Source organism: Proteus penneri (genome assembly GCF_003144535.1).
GTDB classification, from domain to species: domain Bacteria; phylum Pseudomonadota; class Gammaproteobacteria; order Enterobacterales; family Enterobacteriaceae; genus Proteus; species Proteus penneri.
The window spans coordinates 76,378-95,645 of sequence record NZ_PHFJ01000008.1; the positions used below are offsets into that span (position 1 = coordinate 76,378).

Annotated in this window: 15 protein-coding genes and 1 pseudogene; 6 read left to right on the forward strand and 10 right to left on the reverse strand. The window is 38.6% G+C overall.

All coding sequences use genetic code 11. The features are described from left to right. Window positions 1-17: 17 nt before the first annotated feature. On the reverse strand, window positions 18-1,235 hold the full coding sequence (gene gltS, locus CUB63_RS10595) for a sodium/glutamate symporter (protein ID WP_072064843.1): 1,218 nt from the start codon (window positions 1,233-1,235) through the stop codon (window positions 18-20). Between the two features lie 241 nt (window positions 1,236-1,476). Between gltS and CUB63_RS10600 the strand changes: the two genes are divergently transcribed. The 3 genes from CUB63_RS10600 (at window position 1,477) to CUB63_RS10610 (ending at window position 4,993) form a co-directional block, all read left to right on the forward strand. Continuing rightward, the gene (locus CUB63_RS10600; RefSeq protein WP_072064847.1) at window positions 1,477-2,868 is read left to right on the forward strand and encodes a uracil-xanthine permease family protein; all 1,392 of its coding nucleotides are present in this window, start codon (window positions 1,477-1,479) and stop codon (window positions 2,866-2,868) included. A 121-nt stretch (window positions 2,869-2,989) separates the two neighbouring features. Next, a complete protein-coding gene (locus tag CUB63_RS10605; RefSeq protein ID WP_109848003.1) occupies window positions 2,990-4,666 on the forward strand; it encodes an AsmA family protein in 1,677 nt (558 codons plus the stop codon). An 87-nt stretch (window positions 4,667-4,753) separates the two neighbouring features. Next, the gene (locus CUB63_RS10610; protein ID WP_072064850.1) at window positions 4,754-4,993 is read left to right on the forward strand and encodes a hypothetical protein; all 240 of its coding nucleotides are present in this window, start codon (window positions 4,754-4,756) and stop codon (window positions 4,991-4,993) included. Between the two features lie 81 nt (window positions 4,994-5,074). Here CUB63_RS10610 and rluF read toward each other — a convergent pair whose 3' ends face one another. The 5 genes and pseudogenes from rluF to typA form a co-directional block, all read right to left on the reverse strand. Then, the gene (gene rluF / locus CUB63_RS10615; RefSeq protein ID WP_072064851.1) at window positions 5,075-5,956 is read right to left on the reverse strand and encodes a 23S rRNA pseudouridine(2604) synthase RluF; all 882 of its coding nucleotides are present in this window, start codon (window positions 5,954-5,956) and stop codon (window positions 5,075-5,077) included. A 184-nt stretch (window positions 5,957-6,140) separates the two neighbouring features. Then, window positions 6,141-7,055: a fatty acid biosynthesis protein FabY gene (gene fabY / locus CUB63_RS10620; protein WP_072064853.1), complete on the reverse strand. Its 915-nt coding sequence runs from the start codon at window positions 7,053-7,055 to the stop codon at window positions 6,141-6,143. 36 nt (window positions 7,056-7,091) lie between these two features. Then, window positions 7,092-7,528 (reverse strand): annotated as a pseudogene (gene dtd, locus CUB63_RS10625) (D-aminoacyl-tRNA deacylase). Between the two features lie 67 nt (window positions 7,529-7,595). Then, complete coding sequence (gene yihX / locus CUB63_RS10630) at window positions 7,596-8,213, reverse strand: glucose-1-phosphatase (RefSeq protein ID WP_006534588.1); 618 nt, start codon at window positions 8,211-8,213, stop codon at window positions 7,596-7,598. 345 nt (window positions 8,214-8,558) lie between these two features. Further along, entirely contained in the window at window positions 8,559-10,394 is a 1,836-nt protein-coding gene (typA, locus tag CUB63_RS10635; RefSeq protein WP_006534586.1) for a ribosome-dependent GTPase TypA, read from the reverse strand. Window positions 10,395-10,753: 359 nt separating this feature from the next. On the opposite strand from typA, the gene glnA reads away from it, so the two are divergent. The 3 genes from glnA (at window position 10,754) to glnG (ending at window position 14,828) form a co-directional block, all read left to right on the forward strand. Beyond that, the gene (glnA, locus tag CUB63_RS10640) at window positions 10,754-12,163 is read left to right on the forward strand and encodes a glutamate--ammonia ligase (protein WP_072064860.1); all 1,410 of its coding nucleotides are present in this window, start codon (window positions 10,754-10,756) and stop codon (window positions 12,161-12,163) included. A gap of 183 nt (window positions 12,164-12,346) precedes the next feature. Further along, complete coding sequence (glnL, locus tag CUB63_RS10645) at window positions 12,347-13,393, forward strand: nitrogen regulation protein NR(II) (protein ID WP_072064861.1); 1,047 nt, start codon at window positions 12,347-12,349, stop codon at window positions 13,391-13,393. Between the two features lie 10 nt (window positions 13,394-13,403). Further along, window positions 13,404-14,828: a nitrogen regulation protein NR(I) gene (glnG, locus tag CUB63_RS10650; RefSeq protein ID WP_006534580.1), complete on the forward strand. Its 1,425-nt coding sequence runs from the start codon at window positions 13,404-13,406 to the stop codon at window positions 14,826-14,828. A gap of 147 nt (window positions 14,829-14,975) precedes the next feature. On the opposite strand, the gene hemN is transcribed toward glnG, so the two are convergent. The 4 genes from hemN to CUB63_RS10670 form a co-directional block, all read right to left on the reverse strand. Next, window positions 14,976-16,349, reverse strand: a complete 1,374-nt coding sequence (gene hemN / locus CUB63_RS10655; protein WP_109848004.1) for an oxygen-independent coproporphyrinogen III oxidase — start codon at window positions 16,347-16,349, stop codon at window positions 14,976-14,978. A gap of 836 nt (window positions 16,350-17,185) precedes the next feature. After that, window positions 17,186-17,842 carry a DUF799 domain-containing protein gene (locus CUB63_RS10660; RefSeq protein ID WP_006534578.1) on the reverse strand — a complete coding sequence of 219 codons (657 nt, stop codon included), beginning with the start codon at window positions 17,840-17,842 and terminating at the stop codon, window positions 17,186-17,188. Then, entirely contained in the window at window positions 17,839-18,192 is a 354-nt protein-coding gene (locus tag CUB63_RS10665) for a DUF4810 domain-containing protein (RefSeq protein WP_072064868.1), read from the reverse strand. The genes CUB63_RS10660 and CUB63_RS10665 overlap by 4 nt, the downstream gene beginning before the upstream one ends. A gap of 23 nt (window positions 18,193-18,215) precedes the next feature. Next, entirely contained in the window at window positions 18,216-18,890 is a 675-nt protein-coding gene (locus tag CUB63_RS10670; protein ID WP_006534576.1) for a CsgG/HfaB family protein, read from the reverse strand. Between the last annotated feature and the right edge of the window lie 378 nt (window positions 18,891-19,268).

Consider the following 19,268-nt stretch of genomic DNA (forward strand, 5'->3'; position numbering starts at 1 on the left):
AATTTATAGCAACCAAACTATCCTGCAACTATAGGCGTAAAGAATGGCAATAGTAGATACAGTTTGATCACTATCGCATTCACAATATCAATAAAGAATGCCCCTACCATTGGTACGACTAAGAACGCAAGATGAGAAGGGCCAAAACGATCTGTAACAGCTTGCATATTCGCAATCGCCGTTGGTGTTGCTCCTAAACCAAAACCACAGTGACCCGCTGCTAAAATCGCCGCATCGTAGTTTTTACCCATGACACGGAAAGTAACAAAAATTGCATAAAGTGCCATTACACCTGCTTGAACACCAAGGATAACCAGCATTGGGATCGCCAGTGAAGCCAGTTCCCATAATTTCAGGCTCATTAATGCCATTGCTAAGAATAACGATAAACTCACGTTACCTAAAACTGACACCGCTCTATCAAAAACACGGTAGAACCCAAGCATTGAAAGGCTATTACTTAAAATAACACCAATAAACAGAACACACACAAAGGTTGGTAGTGAGAATGCCGTGCCTTCTAACAATTGAGAAAGGAACGTACCGGCCATTAAACAGATAGAGATCATCGCAATGGTTTCTAACAATACCATTGAAGTAATCATTCTACCTGTAGTGGGTTTCTCAAAGGCCGTTGGCATTTCATGATCATCAGCACCAATTCCTGGTGTTGGAATATTTTTGATTAAGTAACGCGCAACTGGGCCACCAATCAATCCACCTAAGACCAAACCAAAGGTTGCACACGCCATTGCGACTTCAGACGCACTCATGAAGCCATAACTTTCAACGAACGTTTTACCCCAAGCAGCCCCTGTACCATGACCACCCGATAATGTAATAGAACCAGCCAATAATCCCATAAGAGGATCAAGGCCTAACATTTTCGCCAATGCAATACCGACAGTGTTTTGCACTAATAACAACCCAACAACAACGAAAACGAAAATAAAAAGCGCTTTTCCTCCCGCTTTTAAGCTTGCAAGGTTCGCGTTTAAACCAATTGTTGCAAAGAAGGCTAGCATTAATGGATCTTTAAGTGAGAGATCAAAACTGACTTCCCAATCCATAAAAGATTTAGATGCTAATAGAAGAACTGCAACAAGTAGCCCACCTGCAACAGGTTCTGGGATCGTATACCGTTCTAAAAAAGGAACAGATTTCACTAACTTACGTCCGATCAAGAGAACCAAAGTGGCCGCAACCAGCGTGCCATAAACATCAAGATGATACATTTATGTACCCCGTCTTATTTGTTAATTTTATATAAAAATACTACGACGCTAAGTTCATCCATAAACAACGCCAAAAGCAGGTATCCCCGATTAGAAAAAAAAACGCAGACAAACACAAGTTAAAACATATAAAAATGTGAGCGCCTCTTATGCATTTTAATAACATCATTTTCACGCAAACGATTGCTTTTGTGGCGCAGATCATTAAAATACTGTTTTTGTCGAATAAGAAATTCACACCATGGTTACTTCAGAAAAACAAAATTTGCCTAAAAATAGTGATGTTTCAATTAAAAAAAATAGCGAACTTCTTTTTGCTTTAGAAGAGAAACCGCCATTACCACAAACACTTTTTGCTGCTTGCCAACATCTTTTAGCTATGTTTGTCGCGGTTATCACGCCTGCGATCCTTATTTGCCAAGCATTAGGATTACCTGCACACGATACTCAACGCATTATTAGCATGTCTTTATTTGCATCAGGTATTGCCTCTCTTATTCAAATTCGAGCATGGGGACCGATAGGTTCAGGATTATTATCAATCCAAGGAACAAGCTTTAACTTTGTTGCTCCGCTCATTATGGGAGGATTAGCACTTAAAAATGGTGGAGCAGATATTCCTACAATGATGGCGGCCCTTTTTGGGACATTAATGGTCGCCTCATTAACCGAAATCATCCTTTCTCGTGTACTTCACTTAGCAAGACGTATCATTACACCATTAGTTTCAGGTGTCGTAGTAATGATAATCGGCCTCTCTTTAATTCAAGTTGGATTAACTTCAATTGGTGGTGGTTATGCTGCTATCGAAAATAATACCTTTGGTTCACCACAAAACCTGTTATTAGCAGGCTCTGTTCTTATCGTTATTATTTTACTTAATCGACAAAAAAATCCTTACTTACGCGTTGCTTCTTTAGTCATTGCAATGGCTGTGGGCTATGTTCTTGCTTGGGCTTTAGATATGTTGCCCACACCAGTAGAACATCAAGAAACACCTTTTATGACTATTCCTGAGCCGTTTTATTATGGGCTGTCATTTGATTGGCACTTGCTTATTCCTTTAATGCTGGTGTTTATGATCACTTCACTAGAAACCATTGGCGATATCACGGCAACTTCTGATGTTTCAGAACAACCCGTCAGTGGCCCTTTGTATATGAAACGGATCAAAGGAGGCGTATTGGCTAATGGAATTAACTCTATGGTTTCGGCATTTTTCAATACCTTTCCAAACTCTTGTTTTGGTCAAAATAATGGTGTGATCCAATTAACTGGTGTTGCTAGTCGCTACGTAGGCTATGTTGTTGCCGCGATGCTCATTATCTTAGGACTATTTCCGTTTGTCGCAGAATTTGTGCAAAGAATTCCTGAACCAGTATTAGGCGGAGCTACATTAGTCATGTTCGGTACGATAGCTGCGTCTGGTGTACGCATTGTTTCTAAAGAAGCGTTAAATCGCCGAGCCATCATGATCCTTGCGATTTCACTTGCGGTAGGGCTGGGCGTTTCACAGCAGCCTCAAATATTACAATTTGCTCCAGATTGGCTAAAAACATTGCTGTCATCAGGTATTGCTGCAGGCGGCTTAACGGCAATTATTCTTAATCTTATTTTCCCTCAAGAAAAGTAGTTGCCATAAATTATAACAGTTAAATAATCTTGTTTTATCTAGTGATGAATACTTGAGCATCGCCTAGTTTTCAGGCATAACTGTATACTGTTTTGATGGAGTATAAAACAGGAGAAGGGCAATGCGCTGGCTGATGAAAAGTATGGTATCTCTGATACTTATTGTTATTTTATTTATTATTATAATTTACGCTTTTATTCAGACTCAGTGGGGAGCGCAAAAGACAAGCGAATGGCTAACAGAATACACTGATTATGATATTCGCTTCTCAGGTATTGAACATGACCTTATGCAGCCCGAACAAGTTATTGTTTATGATCTCCTCGTTAATCCTAAACAAGATAAAGCCAGAGTATCGGCAAAATCAGCACAAATCCGATTTGATTGGCAATTTTTTACCACCCCTTCCCATCTGCAAAAAATTACATTAGAAAATGGCAATATTGAATTTACCAATAAGTCTCCATCAATACCGTTAAGTGCTGATATTCTGCAATTTAAAAATATGATTTTAAACAGCACCAATGCGGATTTTTCTTTCGAAGCAAACAAAGTGACGGGGGGAATTACACCTTGGGCACCTACATCGGAAGATTTTATTGGGGCAGGCCATTTTCAATTTTCTATTGCTGATGGAATGATAAATAATAATAAATTCAGTAACTTTATTATTTCTGGTCAATATCAGCCCAATAATATTCAAATAGAAAAACTAGGAACGCGTTTACTTAATGGCTCACTCTCATTAAGTGGTCAGTATCAAGATAATCAATGGAAGTTTGATGAAGTTTATATGAATGGCTTACGCTGGCAATCTTCGCAAACTTTTAATGAATTAATTCAGTCTCTCTCTGAGTACCCACGCATTAGCATAAGAGCGCTTAATATTGTTGATTTTACGGCTGAAGGGAAACAGTGGGCAATGAGTGGTTTTGATGGGCAATTTTCTCAATTTAATTGGGATAACGCTCTTTCATTTACAACCGGCGAGCTCAATACAAATGACCTTGTTTTTCAAGATGAGCATTTCACTGATCTTATCGCAAAACTCAACCAGCAGAACAATCAACTCAATCTAGATAACCTCAGTTTACGCTATGAAAAAGGCTTAATTAAGCTTGCTGGTCATTGGAATAAAGACAATAAAACCATCACGATCCAAGATGCCACACTATCAGGTCTTTTATATACGTTACCTGAAAATTGGCTCAATTTTTTAGCTAAACCGATAGATACCAAGAGTAATATTCAAAATATCACTATCGAACAGTTATCTATCAACCAATCTATTTTGATTAATATCACGCCGGAATTTCCATTTCAATTCACCAACTTAACAGGAAAATTGCAAAATTTAATGGTTGCAAAAGAAGGTGAATGGGGATTATGGCAAGGTTCAGCCGTATTCAATGCAGATAGTGGAACATTAAATCGCATTGAATTACGTCGCCCTGATTTAAAAATTGTCACTCAGCAAGATAACGCTATTATTGAGCAATATTCAGCATTTATTGGTGACGGCATTGTTCGAGGTTCAGCCGGCTTAATCCAATCTAACCAACAACGCCAATTTTCACTTATTACTAATGGTTTAAATGTACCTTTATCAATACCTTATACATTAGGTTTAAAAACAACCTACTCTGATGAAATAGGTCAATTTACACTAAAATTGAAAGGTAATTTACGTGCAAGCCCAGTGATATCAACACTCAATGGCACATTGACTGGAAGTAAAGGTGAGCAACAAATACTCAATTCAGAAATACAAAATGGTGAAATAATTAATCACCTATAATATTGATCTTTCGCAGGAGCACGGATTGCTCCCTTAATAAAAAGCGTTACAATGCGCTATTGCCCTTTTCTTTATCGTGGAGTTTTCATGTCTGACGAAGATTTTTCCCCTGAAAAAATATCTTTAAACACGTTTCAACAATCTCCTTTAACTGCACTTAAAGATAACAGCACACTGCTTGTGTGTGATGACAACAAAACTCCGTTGTTCTATTGCCTTTCTAAAGAAGACTATGACGCCTTAATTGAACGAGTTATGGATGCCGAACTTGCCGCGATAGTGCTTGAACGTCGTCAAAATAAATTAGATGAGTTGAATTTAGACTAACTTTATTGATGCCTAAATAGAACAAATAAAAAACACCCTTTCAGGTGTTTTTTTGTTTTTATCGCATCTACAAAAATGAAATTAACGTTTTTTCTTTTTTCGACCCGGCTGAGCAAAGCGCTTACGAGAGTTATTTTCCGTTTCTTTGGTTTTTGTTTGAGGAATATGAATACCCAAGGCTTTTGCATTACTGCTGATTTGTTTCTTCGGCTTATTTTGCTTAGCTTTTGGTGGTGCTTCTGACGTTGATTTTTCAATCGCATCAAAGAGTTTGATCAGCTCATCATCCGTCAAGTCTCGCCATTCACCGACTGGTAATCCAGATAAGCTCACATTCATAATACGAACACGTTCAAGCTTAGTGACTTCATAACCAAAATATTCGCACATACGACGAATTTGGCGATTTAACCCTTGAACTAAGGTTATACGAAACACCATCGGCGCTTCTTTCTTGACCTTACATTTCTTGGTTTTTTGTCCCATGATAGGAACACCCGCACCCATTCCATGAATAAATTCATCAGTGATCGGTTTATTCACTGTCACAAGGTACTCTTTTTCGTGATCATTACCCGCACGTAGGATTTTATTGACTAAATCACCGTGGTTGGTCAAGAAAATCAATCCTTGTGAATCTTTGTCCAAACGTCCAATTGGGAAAATGCGGGTGCTGTGGTTAACATAGTCAACAATATTATCTTTTTCGCCATCATCTGTGGTACTGACAATACCCACGGGTTTATTCAGCGCAATCAGCACCAGCTCAGAATTATCCTGTGCTTCAATCAATCGACCATTGACTTTGACTTCATCGCCAGCAAATACTTGGTCGCCAATACTGGCGCGTTTGCCATTAATAAGGACAAGTCCTTGCTCAATATAACGGTCAGCCTCACGACGTGAGCAGATCCCGCTTTCACTGATATATTTATTAAGACGAGTAGATAAATTGGTGTCCATGCTTCCCTCCGTAAACTGCGAAATATACATCAATTGGATAGGGATAGAAACTCTATAACACTAGCATTCAAGAATAGATTTTTTATACTCTGTTTTTTTAATTAAAAACGCAGAAAATAGAAAAAGTAACCCAAAAGAAAATAATAATTTCCCTTTAAATTACTTTTAAAGATAGCTAGCTGAATTAGCACTGCTTATTTTGTGAAGGTAAAACAATATAAGTACCACTAAAAACAGCACCAACACCTTCATCACCACAAATATCAACATCTAGCTTAATTCGTGCCTTACTCCCCTTCGCTAATCGCCCTAAATCTCCGCTTAAATTTTCCATATCAGCAACGGCAGCAGGACGCCCTGATACAGGTTTGCGATAACGAATATGCGCATCCACCAACACAATATCACCTTGCAACTTATGTTCTTGCATTAATAGCCAAATCAATCCCCAACCCGTTAATGTTGCGAGTGAAAATTGGCTGCCTGCAAAAATAGTGTGGTGAGGGTTTTGGTTCCCCGCTTCTGGAATAGTGGTGTAAAAACGTGTTCCCGTATATTGAGTAATACGTAACCCCATTTTTTCACTTAAAGGAATATGTTGATGCCACTGTTTTTGTAATTCAGCACACCAATCAGGCCGATGAAGAATATCATCTAAAGACTCAATACTTTTTTTCATAAAAAAGTGCTTAATGGGTGTTGTTTGCGGGCCTGTCACTAAACCACAATTTTCATAACCCAATTTTTCAAAGAAACTTACAGATTCTTCTCTCGCACTACACACTATTCGTTTTATACCCTCTTGGCGAGCCAATGACTCAAGTGCCATAGCAACGAGAGTACCTAAACCTTTACCTTGTGCATCCGTGTGCACCGCCATAAAGCGAATAGCACCCTCATTATCGGCATTGATATAGAGTCGTCCAATCGCAACAGGTTGTCCTGTTTCATCGACAACCATTTGGTGATGTGCAAAGGTGTCATAACCGTCTTTTTCAGAGCCTTCAGGTTGATGTAGAGGTTTACGAAGCATTTCCCAGCGAAAAGCATAATAGGCATCAAATTCGGCCTCTGTTTTTGGGGTTCGTAAATGGTACATATCTGAGCTCCTTTTAACATCACTGCTCGTTCGATGTTATACCTGCAACCAGAAGGTAACAGGGCCATCATTCGTCAGTGTAATTTGCATATCTGCGGCAAATTGGCCTGTTTGCGTTTCTAAGCCTTGTTGCTGACATTGTTCAATAAAGTAGTGATAGAGATTTTTCGCTAATTCTGGGGGGCGCCATTCGAAAACCCAGGACGCATTCCTTTTTGTGTTTCCGCGGCAAGTGTAAATTGAGAGACAACTAATAAACTGCCACCAGCTTGTTGCACATTTAGGTTCATTTTGTCGTTTTCATCACTAAAGATGCGATAACCACATACTTTTTCACATAATCTTTTGGCTTTCTGTTCGTTGTCGTCTTTCTCTACACCTAATAAAACCAATAAACCTTGATTAATAGCACCGACTGTTTCACCTGCAATATCCACTTTTGCCTGTGTCACTCGTTGAATTAATGCGATCATACTCTCTCCAAAATAAATCAATAAAAAAGGATAACAAACTCAGCCTATTGTTATCCTTACGATAGCATTATTCTTCTACTGGGAGAGAAAAATCATAATCTTTGAAGTAATCAATAATGGTATTTTTATCAACTACATGCACGGCTTTCATACCAACCGAAAGAGCAGCATCGACATTAGCTTGTAAATCATCAAAAAAAATGGCGTCTTGTGCTTCAACATTTTCAGACTCCAAAACATACTTAAACAGTTCAGGATCGGGTTTTCTCATACCAAGATCTTGCGATAAGTAGAGGAAATCAGCGGAAGCTGCGATTTCAGGATAATGCTCTGGCCAGTAATCATGATGCAAGCGATTCGTATTTGATAACACCACAACCCGATGTCCTTGCTCTCTTAATTTATTCATTATATCAATGACTTCAGGTCGTACTGCGATAAAAATAGCCTGCCATCCTTCAGCAAATTGCTCAAAACTTAAGTTCATGCCAAGTTCTGAGTTAATTTCTTCAGCAAATTCGATATCTGTAATATTACCGCGCTCATGTAATTTAAAAACTTCGCCGGCTGTGAAGTTCTTTTTTATACTTGCTAATGGAACACCACTAAGCTTACTCCATACTGCGAATACTCGGTTAAAATCGATATCAATAATCACATTACCCATATCAAAGATATAAAGCATAAATCCTCTCCATAATAGAAAACTCGTTTTACTTTAATCATAAATCGCGTTACTGAACAGGCTTAAACGCTAAAAAAGTACAATAATCACACTTAATTTTTTGTAAAACATAAAATCCAAAGAGGGAGAGATAAAAAAAGAGATGAGAAGCATCATTACCTAGAATGGAATTATGAGGTGATGATAAAACATGATAAAAGGTGGGAGAAGAAAGGATTGAGAGAAAACTTATGCGGCAGAGATTATTTTCCACCGCATTCGTCTTTTATAGCAACATAGACTCTTGATGAGTATAAACTCAGGGCGCTAAACGCGCCCTAAGAATTATGTTATCAAAATAACGAATTAGTCTTTGCTACGGTAAGCACGACGACGATCGTTTTCTGACAGATAACGCTTACGCAGACGAATAGACTGCGGAGTAACTTCAACTAACTCATCGTCATCAATAAATTCTAGTGCTTGTTCTAATGTTTGTTTCAGGTGTGGAGTCAGCGTTGTCGCCTCATCGGTACCAGAAGCACGCATGTTAGTCAGCTTTTTACCCGTTAAACAGTTTACTGTTAAGTCATTAGAGCGAGTATGAATACCAATTACTTGGCCTTCATAAACTTCTGCACCATGAGTAACGAATAATTTACCACGGTCTTGTAAGCTATACAGTGCGTAAGCAACGGCTTTACCTTGGCCATTAGAGATCATAACACCATTATTACGGCGACCAATTTCACCTGGACGAACATCATCATAGTGACTGAATGTTGCATACAGTAAACCAGTACCTGATGTCATGGTCATAAATTCAGTACGGAAACCAATCAGACCACGGCTAGGGATAATGTAGTCTAAACGTACACGTCCTTTACCATCTGGTTGCATATCACGCATTTCGCCTTTACGCTCACCCATCGCTTGCATCACATCACCTTGGTGCTGTTCTTCAATGTCGATAGTCACTTGTTCAAAAGGCTCTTGTTTACGACCGTCAATATCACGGAAGATAACTTTAGGGCGAGATACGCCTAATTCGTAACCTTCACGACGCATATTTTCAATCAGAACTGACAGGTGAAGCTCACCACGACCTGATACACGGAATGCATCTGGATCTTCTGTTTCTTCTACACGTAATGCAACGTTATGGACTAACTCTTTTTTCAGACGATCTAAAATCTGACGAGAAGTCACAAACTTACCTTCACGGCCACAGAAAGGTGAAGTATTAACACAGAAATACATGCTAACAGTTGGTTCATCAACGGCTAATGCAGGTAGCGCTTCAACAGCACCCACTTCACAAATCGTATCAGAGATATTCAGTTCACCTAAACCAGTGATTGCAATGATATCGCCAGCTTCAGCAACATCAACTTCGATACGCTCTAAACCTAAATGGCCTAAAACTTTACCGACTTTACCATTACGGGTATTACCTTCGCTATCGATAATAGTCACTTGCTGGTTAGGTTTAACCTTACCACGCTTGATACGACCGATACCGATAACACCTAGGTAGTTGTTGTAGTCCAACTGAGAAATTTGCATCTGGAATGTACCTTCCAGATCAACTTTTGGTGGCTCTACATATTTGACAATAGCTTCATATAACGGAGTCATATCTTCAGCCATGTCATTATAATCTGTTCCCGCAATACCGTTTAATGCAGATGCATAGATAATTGGGAAATCAAGTTGTTCGTCAGTTGCACCTAAGTTTACGAACAGGTCAAATACCTGATCAACAACCCAGTCTGGACGCGCACCAGGGCGGTCAACTTTATTGATAACAACAATTGGTTTTAAGTTGTTAGCAAACGCTTTTTGTGTCACAAAACGAGTTTGTGGCATTGGGCCATCCATCGCGTCAACCAGCAATAGAACGCTGTCTACCATAGACATAACGCGTTCTACCTCACCACCGAAGTCGGCGTGTCCTGGGGTATCTACGATGTTAATACGATAGTCATTCCATTTAATCGCTGTGTTTTTCGCAAGAATAGTAATTCCGCGCTCTCTTTCGAGATCATTTGAGTCCATCACGCGCTCAGCAACGGTTTCACGTTCACCGAACGTACCAGATTGCTGTAGTAATTTATCGACGATAGTTGTTTTACCATGGTCAACGTGGGCGATGATGGCGATATTACGCAAGTTTTCGATCACAAAATTTGCCTCAGGCATTGTAGAAATAAGCGCAGTATTGTACACGCTTTAGACGAGAGACTAAACAAGATCACAATAATGATTGCTTAACAATATGCAATTAATTGAATTGTGATCCTTTTCACGCCTCAGAATTTAGTAGTATCCGTTCCATTGCACCAAAACAGTGCAACTAATTAGGCTTAATTTGCACCAAGTTTGTGCAATAATTAAAAAATCACAGGAGATATTCTACACTAAACTTCATCAATACAGTATATATCCCTTTTTAGATAAGTTGGCATGCTTTTCGCAATAGAATTCAGGTGAGCAAAAAATTCACCGAAAAATGTGTAAGGCCACTGCACTCAATAAAACCATTCGCCAGGAGAGTTCCTATGTCCCTTGAACATGTGTTATCCATGATTGAAGAACATAAAGTTAGATATATTGACTTACGTTTCACTGATACCCGCGGTAAAGAACAACATCTTACTATTCCGGCTCATCAGGTTAACGATGATTTCTTTGAAGAAGGAAAAATGTTCGATGGTTCCTCTATTGGTGGCTGGAAAGGCATTAACGAATCAGACATGGTACTGATGCCTGATGCAACAACCGCAATGCTCGACCCATTTTTCCAAGATCCAACCCTGATTATTCGTTGTGACGTTTTAGAACCGGGCACAATGAAAGGTTATGACCGCGATCCTCGTTCTATTTCAAAACGTGCTGAAGACTATTTAAAATCAAGTGGTATTGCAGACACTGTACTGTTTGGGCCAGAACCCGAATTCTTTCTATTTGATGACATTCGTTTCAAAAACGATATTTCGGGTGCTTCTTACGCTATCAACGATATTGAAGCGGCTTGGAACACCAATACCAAATATGAAGATGGCAACAAAGGTCACCGCCCTATGGTGAAAGGGGGTTATTTCCCACTGCCACCTGTTGATTCATCACAAGATATTCGTTCTACCATGTGTAACATTATGGAAGAAATGGGCTTAGTGGTTGAAGCACATCACCATGAAGTAGCAACTGCAGGTCAAAACGAAGTAGCAACTCGCTTCAATACCATGACCAAAAAAGCAGATGAAACCCAAATTTATAAATACGTGGTACAAAACGTGGCTCACGTATTTGGTAAAACAGCGACCTTTATGCCAAAACCTCTCGTGGGTGATAACGGTTCAGGTATGCACTGCCATATGTCACTGTCTAAAAACGGTGTAAACCTGTTCGCAGGTGACAAATACGGCGGATTATCTGAAATGGCGCTGTATTACATCGGCGGTATTATCAAACATGCTCGTGCACTCAATGCGTTCACTAACCCAACCACTAACTCTTACAAACGTTTAGTCCCAGGTTTTGAAGCACCTGTAATGCTGGCTTACTCTGCGCGTAACCGTTCAGCGTCAATTCGTATTCCAGTGGTTGCCAGCATGAAAGCACGCCGTATTGAAGTACGCTTCCCTGATCCTTTAGCAAACCCTTATCTCGCGTTTGCAGCTCAATTAATGGCTGGTCTTGATGGAATTATCAATAAAATTCATCCTGGTGATGCTATGGATAAAAACCTCTATGACTTACCGCCAGAAGAAGCAAAAGAGATCCCAACGGTCGCAGGTTCATTAGAAGAAGCATTAAATGCATTAAATGCAGATCGTGAATTCTTAACCCGCGGTGGTGTATTTACTGATGATGCTATTGATGCTTATTTAGAGTTATTACGTGCGGATGTTCAACGTGTACGTATGGCGCCACATCCTCTTGAATTTGAAATGTATTACAGCGCTTAAGATAAGTTTTACTGATAAAAACTTAAGCCAAGATGTAAAACTGTTTTTTGCCGTGAAGCTATTTTGCCCATCTTCGGATGGGCACTTTTCTCCCACTTAAGGAGTCCATCTATTCACTTACGCATTGGTTCATTAATGCAATAAAGGTAAGATGCACTAAAATGGTGCAAAGAGGTATTCAATATGGAAACGGCAGACTTACCTGACAATACATTAATTTTAGACTCATTGATTCACTCAGTATTGGTTATCAACAAAGAGTTTATTATTTGCTACGCAAATCATTCTGCGTTACAGGTTTTAGCACAAAGCCGTCGAAAATTATTTGAAACACCTTTCACTGCCCTTTTCAGCTATTACTCCTTTGATGCTGATTTAATGCGTGAAACATTAGCAAATGGACAAAGCTTTACCGACAATGAAGTGATATTGGTTGTAAATAACCAATCACACACAATGTCGCTCAGTGCCCAACCTATTTCCGAGCAACATATTTTGCTGGAACTGGCGCCTATGGATAGTCAACGCCGGTTAAGCCAAGAGCAGATACAACAAGCCCAGCAAATGGCTGCTAGGGAATTGGTTAGGGGGCTGGCACATGAAATTAAAAATCCGTTGGGAGGATTACGAGGTGCGGCTCAATTGCTAGCAAAATCCTTACCTGATCCTGCTTTAACGGAATATACGCAAGTCATTATTGAACAAGCTGATCGCCTACGTGTGCTGGTGGACAGATTACTCGGCCCCCAACATCCAGGCACAAAAACACATCAGAGTATTCACCATGTCGTTGAGCGCGTTGCTCAACTTATTTCTCTCGAATGCCCTGAAAATGTTACCTTGCTAAAAGATTACGATCCCAGCTTACCTGAGTTATCACATTACCCCGATCAAATAGAACAAGTACTCCTAAATATTACTCGTAACGCCTTACAAGCTGTTGAAAAAACAGGAGGGACGATTATTTTGCGTACCCGTACTGCTTTTCAAGTCACACTCCATGGTGAGCGCTACAAACTGGTTGCGCGTATTGATGTCATTGATACGGGTGATGGCATTCCTCCTCATCTACAAGATACACTTTTTTACCCCATGGTGAGTGGTAGAGAAGGAGGTAATGGATTAGGGCTCTCTATTGCGCGTAATTTAGTCGATCAACATGCAGGTAAAATCGAATTTACCAGTTGGCCCGGAAATACTGAGTTTTCTATTTATTTACCAATTAAGTAGGAGATAACCAATGCAAAAAGGAAATGTATGGGTTGTTGATGATGACAGCTCAATTCGCTGGGTACTTGAACGTGCCATTTCTCGTGAAGGTATATCTTGTAAAACCTTTGAACATGCGAATGATGTGCTTAATGCACTCAATACAGAAATACCTGATGTGTTGTTATCAGACATTCGTATGCCTGATATTGATGGTTTATCTCTTCTTAAAATCATTAAAGAAAACTACCCTACTTTACCCGTGATAATTATGACTGCGCATTCTGATCTGGATGCTGCAGTAAATGCTTATCAACAAGGCGCTTTTGATTACTTACCAAAGCCATTTGATATCGACGAAACATTAGCATTAATTGACCGCGCTATTACGCATTATCGCGAGCAAAAACAACCGAATACCGATGAAACCTCACTGCAATCAGTTACCGATATGATTGGTGAAGCGCCTGCAATGCAAGAGGTTTATCGTATTATTGGTCGACTTTCTCGTTCCTCAATCAGTGTACTTATTAATGGAGAATCGGGTACGGGAAAAGAGCTAGTCGCACATGCATTACATCGCCACAGCCCAAGAGCTTCCTCTCCTTTTATTGCTCTCAATATGGCAGCTATTCCTAAAGATTTAATTGAATCAGAGCTTTTTGGTCATGAAAAAGGGGCATTTACAGGTGCTTCTCAAGTACGACAAGGGCGATTTGAACAAGCCAATGGCGGTTCTCTTTTTCTTGATGAAATTGGTGATATGCCTCTCGACATTCAGACACGGTTACTGCGAGTGCTTGCTGAAGGGCAATTTTATCGAGTCGGCGGTTATGCTCCAGTTAAAGTTGATGTGCGCATTATTGCCGCTACACATCAAGACTTAGAAAAGCGCGTTCAAGCCGGTGATTTTCGTGAAGATCTCTATCATCGACTTAATGTAATACGTATTCAATTACCACCATTACGTGATAGAACGGAAGATATTCCCAGCTTAGCGCGCTATTTTCTGCAAAAAACAGCAAAAGAATTGGGCGTCGAAGCCAAAGTATTACATCAACAAAGTTTGCAAATCATGATGGAATACAACTGGTCAGGCAACGTTAGACAATTAGAGAATGTGTGTCGCTGGTTAACGGTAATGACGGCAAGCCAAGAGATTATGCCTCAAGATTTACCACAAGAAATTCGCCAACCTGATGAGAGAGCCAAAAATATCAATCGAATTGCTTCTTCTCAACATTGGTCACAACATCTTTCATTATGGGCAGATGAAGCATTAGGGGAAGGAAAAGAAAACATCTTAACAGATGCTCTACCTCAATTTGAACGCACACTATTACTCAGTGCCTTGGCATATACACAAGGGCATAAACAAGATGCCGCACGACTATTAGGTTGGGGCAGAAATACACTAACCCGTAAATTAAAAGAGTTGGGGATAGAGGAATATTAATCCTCTATACTCGTCATCCTTCAAGTTGCAAGGGTGTTGGCTACGCTCAGCTACCCGAATCACATACATGAGTATGCTCATCGGGATATCTTTGCTTGCCGCCTACCTGCAACTCAAATGATTTAGAATATATACCCTCTTTTGTATTTAAATTACACGAGAGAATTGACGTTGGCGCATTTGATTTCGTAAATAGGTATCAAAACACATGCAGATATTACGAATAAGCAAACGTCCTCTTGGTGTCACTTGAATGCCGTCAACTGTTATTTCAACTAAACCGTCATCTTTCATTGGCACAAGTAATTCTAAATCTTCTTTAAAATAGTCATGGAAAACAATATCGTGCATTTTTTCAATATCAGAAAAATGCAGATTAAAATTACAAATTAAGGTTTTAATTACATCACGGCGAATACAATCATCATGAGTCAGTGATAAACCTCGCCATAGTGCATTACCTTCACTATTTACGCACGCATAATACTCTTTCAATACCTTCTCATTTTGCGCATAGTTATCCCCTAACATACTAATTGCAGAAACACCCATACCTAATAAATCACACTCTTCATGAGTGGTATAGCCTTGGAAATTACGATGTAAAATACCTTTGCGCTGAGCCACGGCTAATTCATCATCAGGCTTTGCAAAATGATCCATTCCAATAAATTGATAGCCATTTGTCGTTAGCGTAGAAATGGTTTCTTGTAATATTTCTAATTTTTCTTCCGCTAAAGGGAGGTCTTCATCTTTAATTTTACGTTGAGCTGCAAATAAATTAGGTAAATGAGCATAATTAAATACACTTAATCTATCTGGTGATAATTCAATGACACGTTTTAATGTAAAGGCAAAACTCTCTTTGGTTTGCTTAGGTAAGCCATAAATTAAATCAATACTGGTGGAGTGAAAACCCACTTCACGCGCACGCTCTACTAATGCAAAAATAAACGCTTCATCTTGCTCACGATTGACTTTTTGTTGTACTTCTTTATTGAAATCTTGCACGCCCATACTCAGACGGTTAAAGCCTTCATTACGCAAATGATCGATAACATCTAATTCAATCTCACGCGGGTCAATTTCAATAGAAAGCTCTGCATTATCGACAAAATCAAAATGCTGACGTAATAACGAGACCAATCGACTAATTTGTTGCTTATCCAGAAAAGTCGGTGTCCCCCCACCCCAATGCATTTGAGTCACTTTTCGGTCTTTAAAATAGCGTGCTCGATTAATAATTTCTTTTTCTAAAACATCAAGATACTCATCTGCTTTATGTTTATGGCGCGTAATAATTTTATTGCATCCACAGAAATAACACAGCTTATGGCAGAAAGGAATATGGATATAAAGTGATAAAGGGCGCTCAGGATAACGTTGAGTCGCTTTGATAAAATCAGCATCGCCATATTGCTGATTAAACTCTAATGCTGTTGGGTATGATGTATAGCGAGGACCTGAATAGTTATACTTATGGATCAGGTCAAGATCCCAAATAATTGTTTGTTCTGACATGCCTCTACCTTCCAAAAGTGAACCGCTGATATTTCATACCAGCAAACAGACATTATGAATATCTGGAAGATATAGTGTAACCAATAAATCAGAAACTGAATATGATCGAAAGAGGTATCGCATAAATCTCTATCTTCTTATTGATAGACGATAACTCTCAAATATACGGCGTGATGTAAATCACATTATATAAAAATAGTCTTATCCATTAAAGATATTCATGAATAAATTACGTTTATTCAATATGTTAGTCGTTTAAATTTATTGTGGAATATCAGAAGAAAACTTTTACACCGAGTTTAAAGCGATATATTACTCAAAATACGATTTAAATTAATTAAATATCTCGTTATATTGGTTTTATTATTCTTTTATTCCCTCTTAATTCGATGATTATAATAATAGTAACATTTATACCTTTACCTAAATTATAATATTACATATCCTAGAGACAAACATTGATTAATATCCAAATCAGTCGTGTTTTGATTTAAATTTGAGAGTCATTTAAAGAATAAAGGTCGCTATATTACAAGGAAAGATAGCATCCCCCATACCTTATCTTATTCTAATTGACCAGTCTCTTTTATATACCCGAATTATGGATTATTAACCATGGAAGGAAATGGACTAGCAACCAAGGATGGTTTATCTTTTCAATAACATCACTTCTTTTTTATTTCCTCTCTATCTCATACTTATCAGATCGTAAGTATAAGCAGTATTACCTAACATTAAATAAGAATAATTATTATCTGTAAATAAAATAAGGCTCTGCTTATTTTAAACTAATTAAACAGAACCTTTCATTATGATGCTTATTTTAATGCATTTACTTATTCTGCATCTTTACCATAATTAGGTGAACGAGGGCCGTATAAAATACCATTGACTTTACCGGCTGAAAGTAACCGCACACTGGTTATTCCTGCAATTTGGTAACTCTTATCAGAAACGGTATTAACAATTTGATTCACAACAGCTGAAACCAACATCCCGACTAAACTACCTGATGAACCTTCTGTTTCTGTACTTGATGCCGTTGCAGAGCTGCTCCACAACACGCCACCATTACGAAGATCAACAAGCTTAGCAGTCACGGTCACTCTCGTATCACTGGAAATAACTTGATATGACGTTCCAAACTCGGTGATATCTAAGTATAAAACAGCATCTGCCCCAAAGATTTCACGTAATTTATTAGGACTTACCGCGTGAATATCCCCAGCCATGGATAAACCATTTTGCTTAAATGTCTCTTCAACGACAGCAACAGGGAAAACATAATATCCTGCTTCTGCCAAAGGGTATGTCACTTGAGATAAGAAACTGTGCCCTGCTTCAACTTCCGTTGTGTGGTTTTGCGGCACTAAGACTAAAATACTTTTTGGTTTACTCTGTTTAAATGCAGTGTAATCTGTTTTAACTGGCTGGGCGCAACCCGTTAATACCAACGTAAAAGCCAAGCAAACTAAAGTGAATAAGCGACTCATTTTTGCATTCCTTTATTTTTCATCAGGCGATCCATAAATTCTGCTGATTCAGGGTAAAGTGCTTTTTCCTCATTAAATTCAGCCATCGCTAAATCTAATGCACCTGTCGCACCATATAACATGCCTAAATGCGCATGTAATCCTGGTGGAATACCTAATGATTTAGCACGAGAAAGTTCGATGCTTTTCTTTAATGCATCAATCTGTGCTTGAGGGTCACTTTCACTTTGTTGATAGTGTTGATAAACCACTTGTTGATAACTGTCCCAGTTATAAAGTGGTTTAGGGCCACTTGCACAGCCCGTCAGTAATAATGCCCCAAAAGCAAGGCTTACTAATGATTTAGACATCGTTATATCCTTATAAAGACATATTATTTTGAAGGCTGCCAAGCATTGCTCTCAATACCTGCAACTAAGTTATTAACCGCTTCACGAATTGCTAAATCTAGCACTTTACCGTTAAGTGTTGAGTCATAGCTTGCTGTTCCACCAAATCCAATGATTTCACGGTTAGAAAGCTCGTATTCACCCGCACCTTGAGATGAGAACACCACTTCTGATGTGTTTACATTCACAACGTTTAAATTGACTTTTGCGTAAGCAACTTGGGTTTTACCGCGGCCTAAAATACCAAATAATTGGCGATCACCGACTTCTTTACGGCCAAATTCAGTGACATCACCTGTAATAACATAGGTTGCACCTTTTAATTGCTGGCTTTGGCCTTTAATACCCGCTTCTTCTTTTAATTCAGATAAATTAGCTCTATCTAATACATTAAAACGCCCAGTCTGTTGTAAGTGCGTCATTAAAATGGTTTTGGATTGATTACCTAATCTATCAACACCATCAGAGAATATTCCATTCATATAACTAGAACGGTTATCAAACTTACCAATTGAAATAGCGCTCTTAGTGCCTGTATAAGTTGTGTGATAGGTTGCGACTTTAGCAACCTCTAAAGAGCGTGAAGATTCTGATGCACAGCCTGCTAGTAATGAAGCAGAAATCATGATCAAACCAAACGATAATTTATTTAAATTCATATTAATAACCTAATAAAGGTGAAATAAACCTATAGATATTCATTCTATTAATTAAGATAGAGTTGATATAAACAGAAACAATGGTTTCCAGTTCTAGCTCATAGACGTTCACTTAAAAACCTTAATAATAATAAGGTTATAAGGCGATCAACTCATATTTATAATATAAAGGTAATCAGCGATAGGGAGAATAGAAGATGAATGATAAAAATAATAACAAATAAATATAGAGATAAAACAGAGAATGCTTTGTTTATTATTTTTTTAATATCACTTAAGTCAGTTCAATATTAAAGCTATAAAAAATGGAAGAGAATTTATATTACCTTACTATTTAATTAATTCTTATAAGTATCTTTATCAAAAGAAAACATCTAA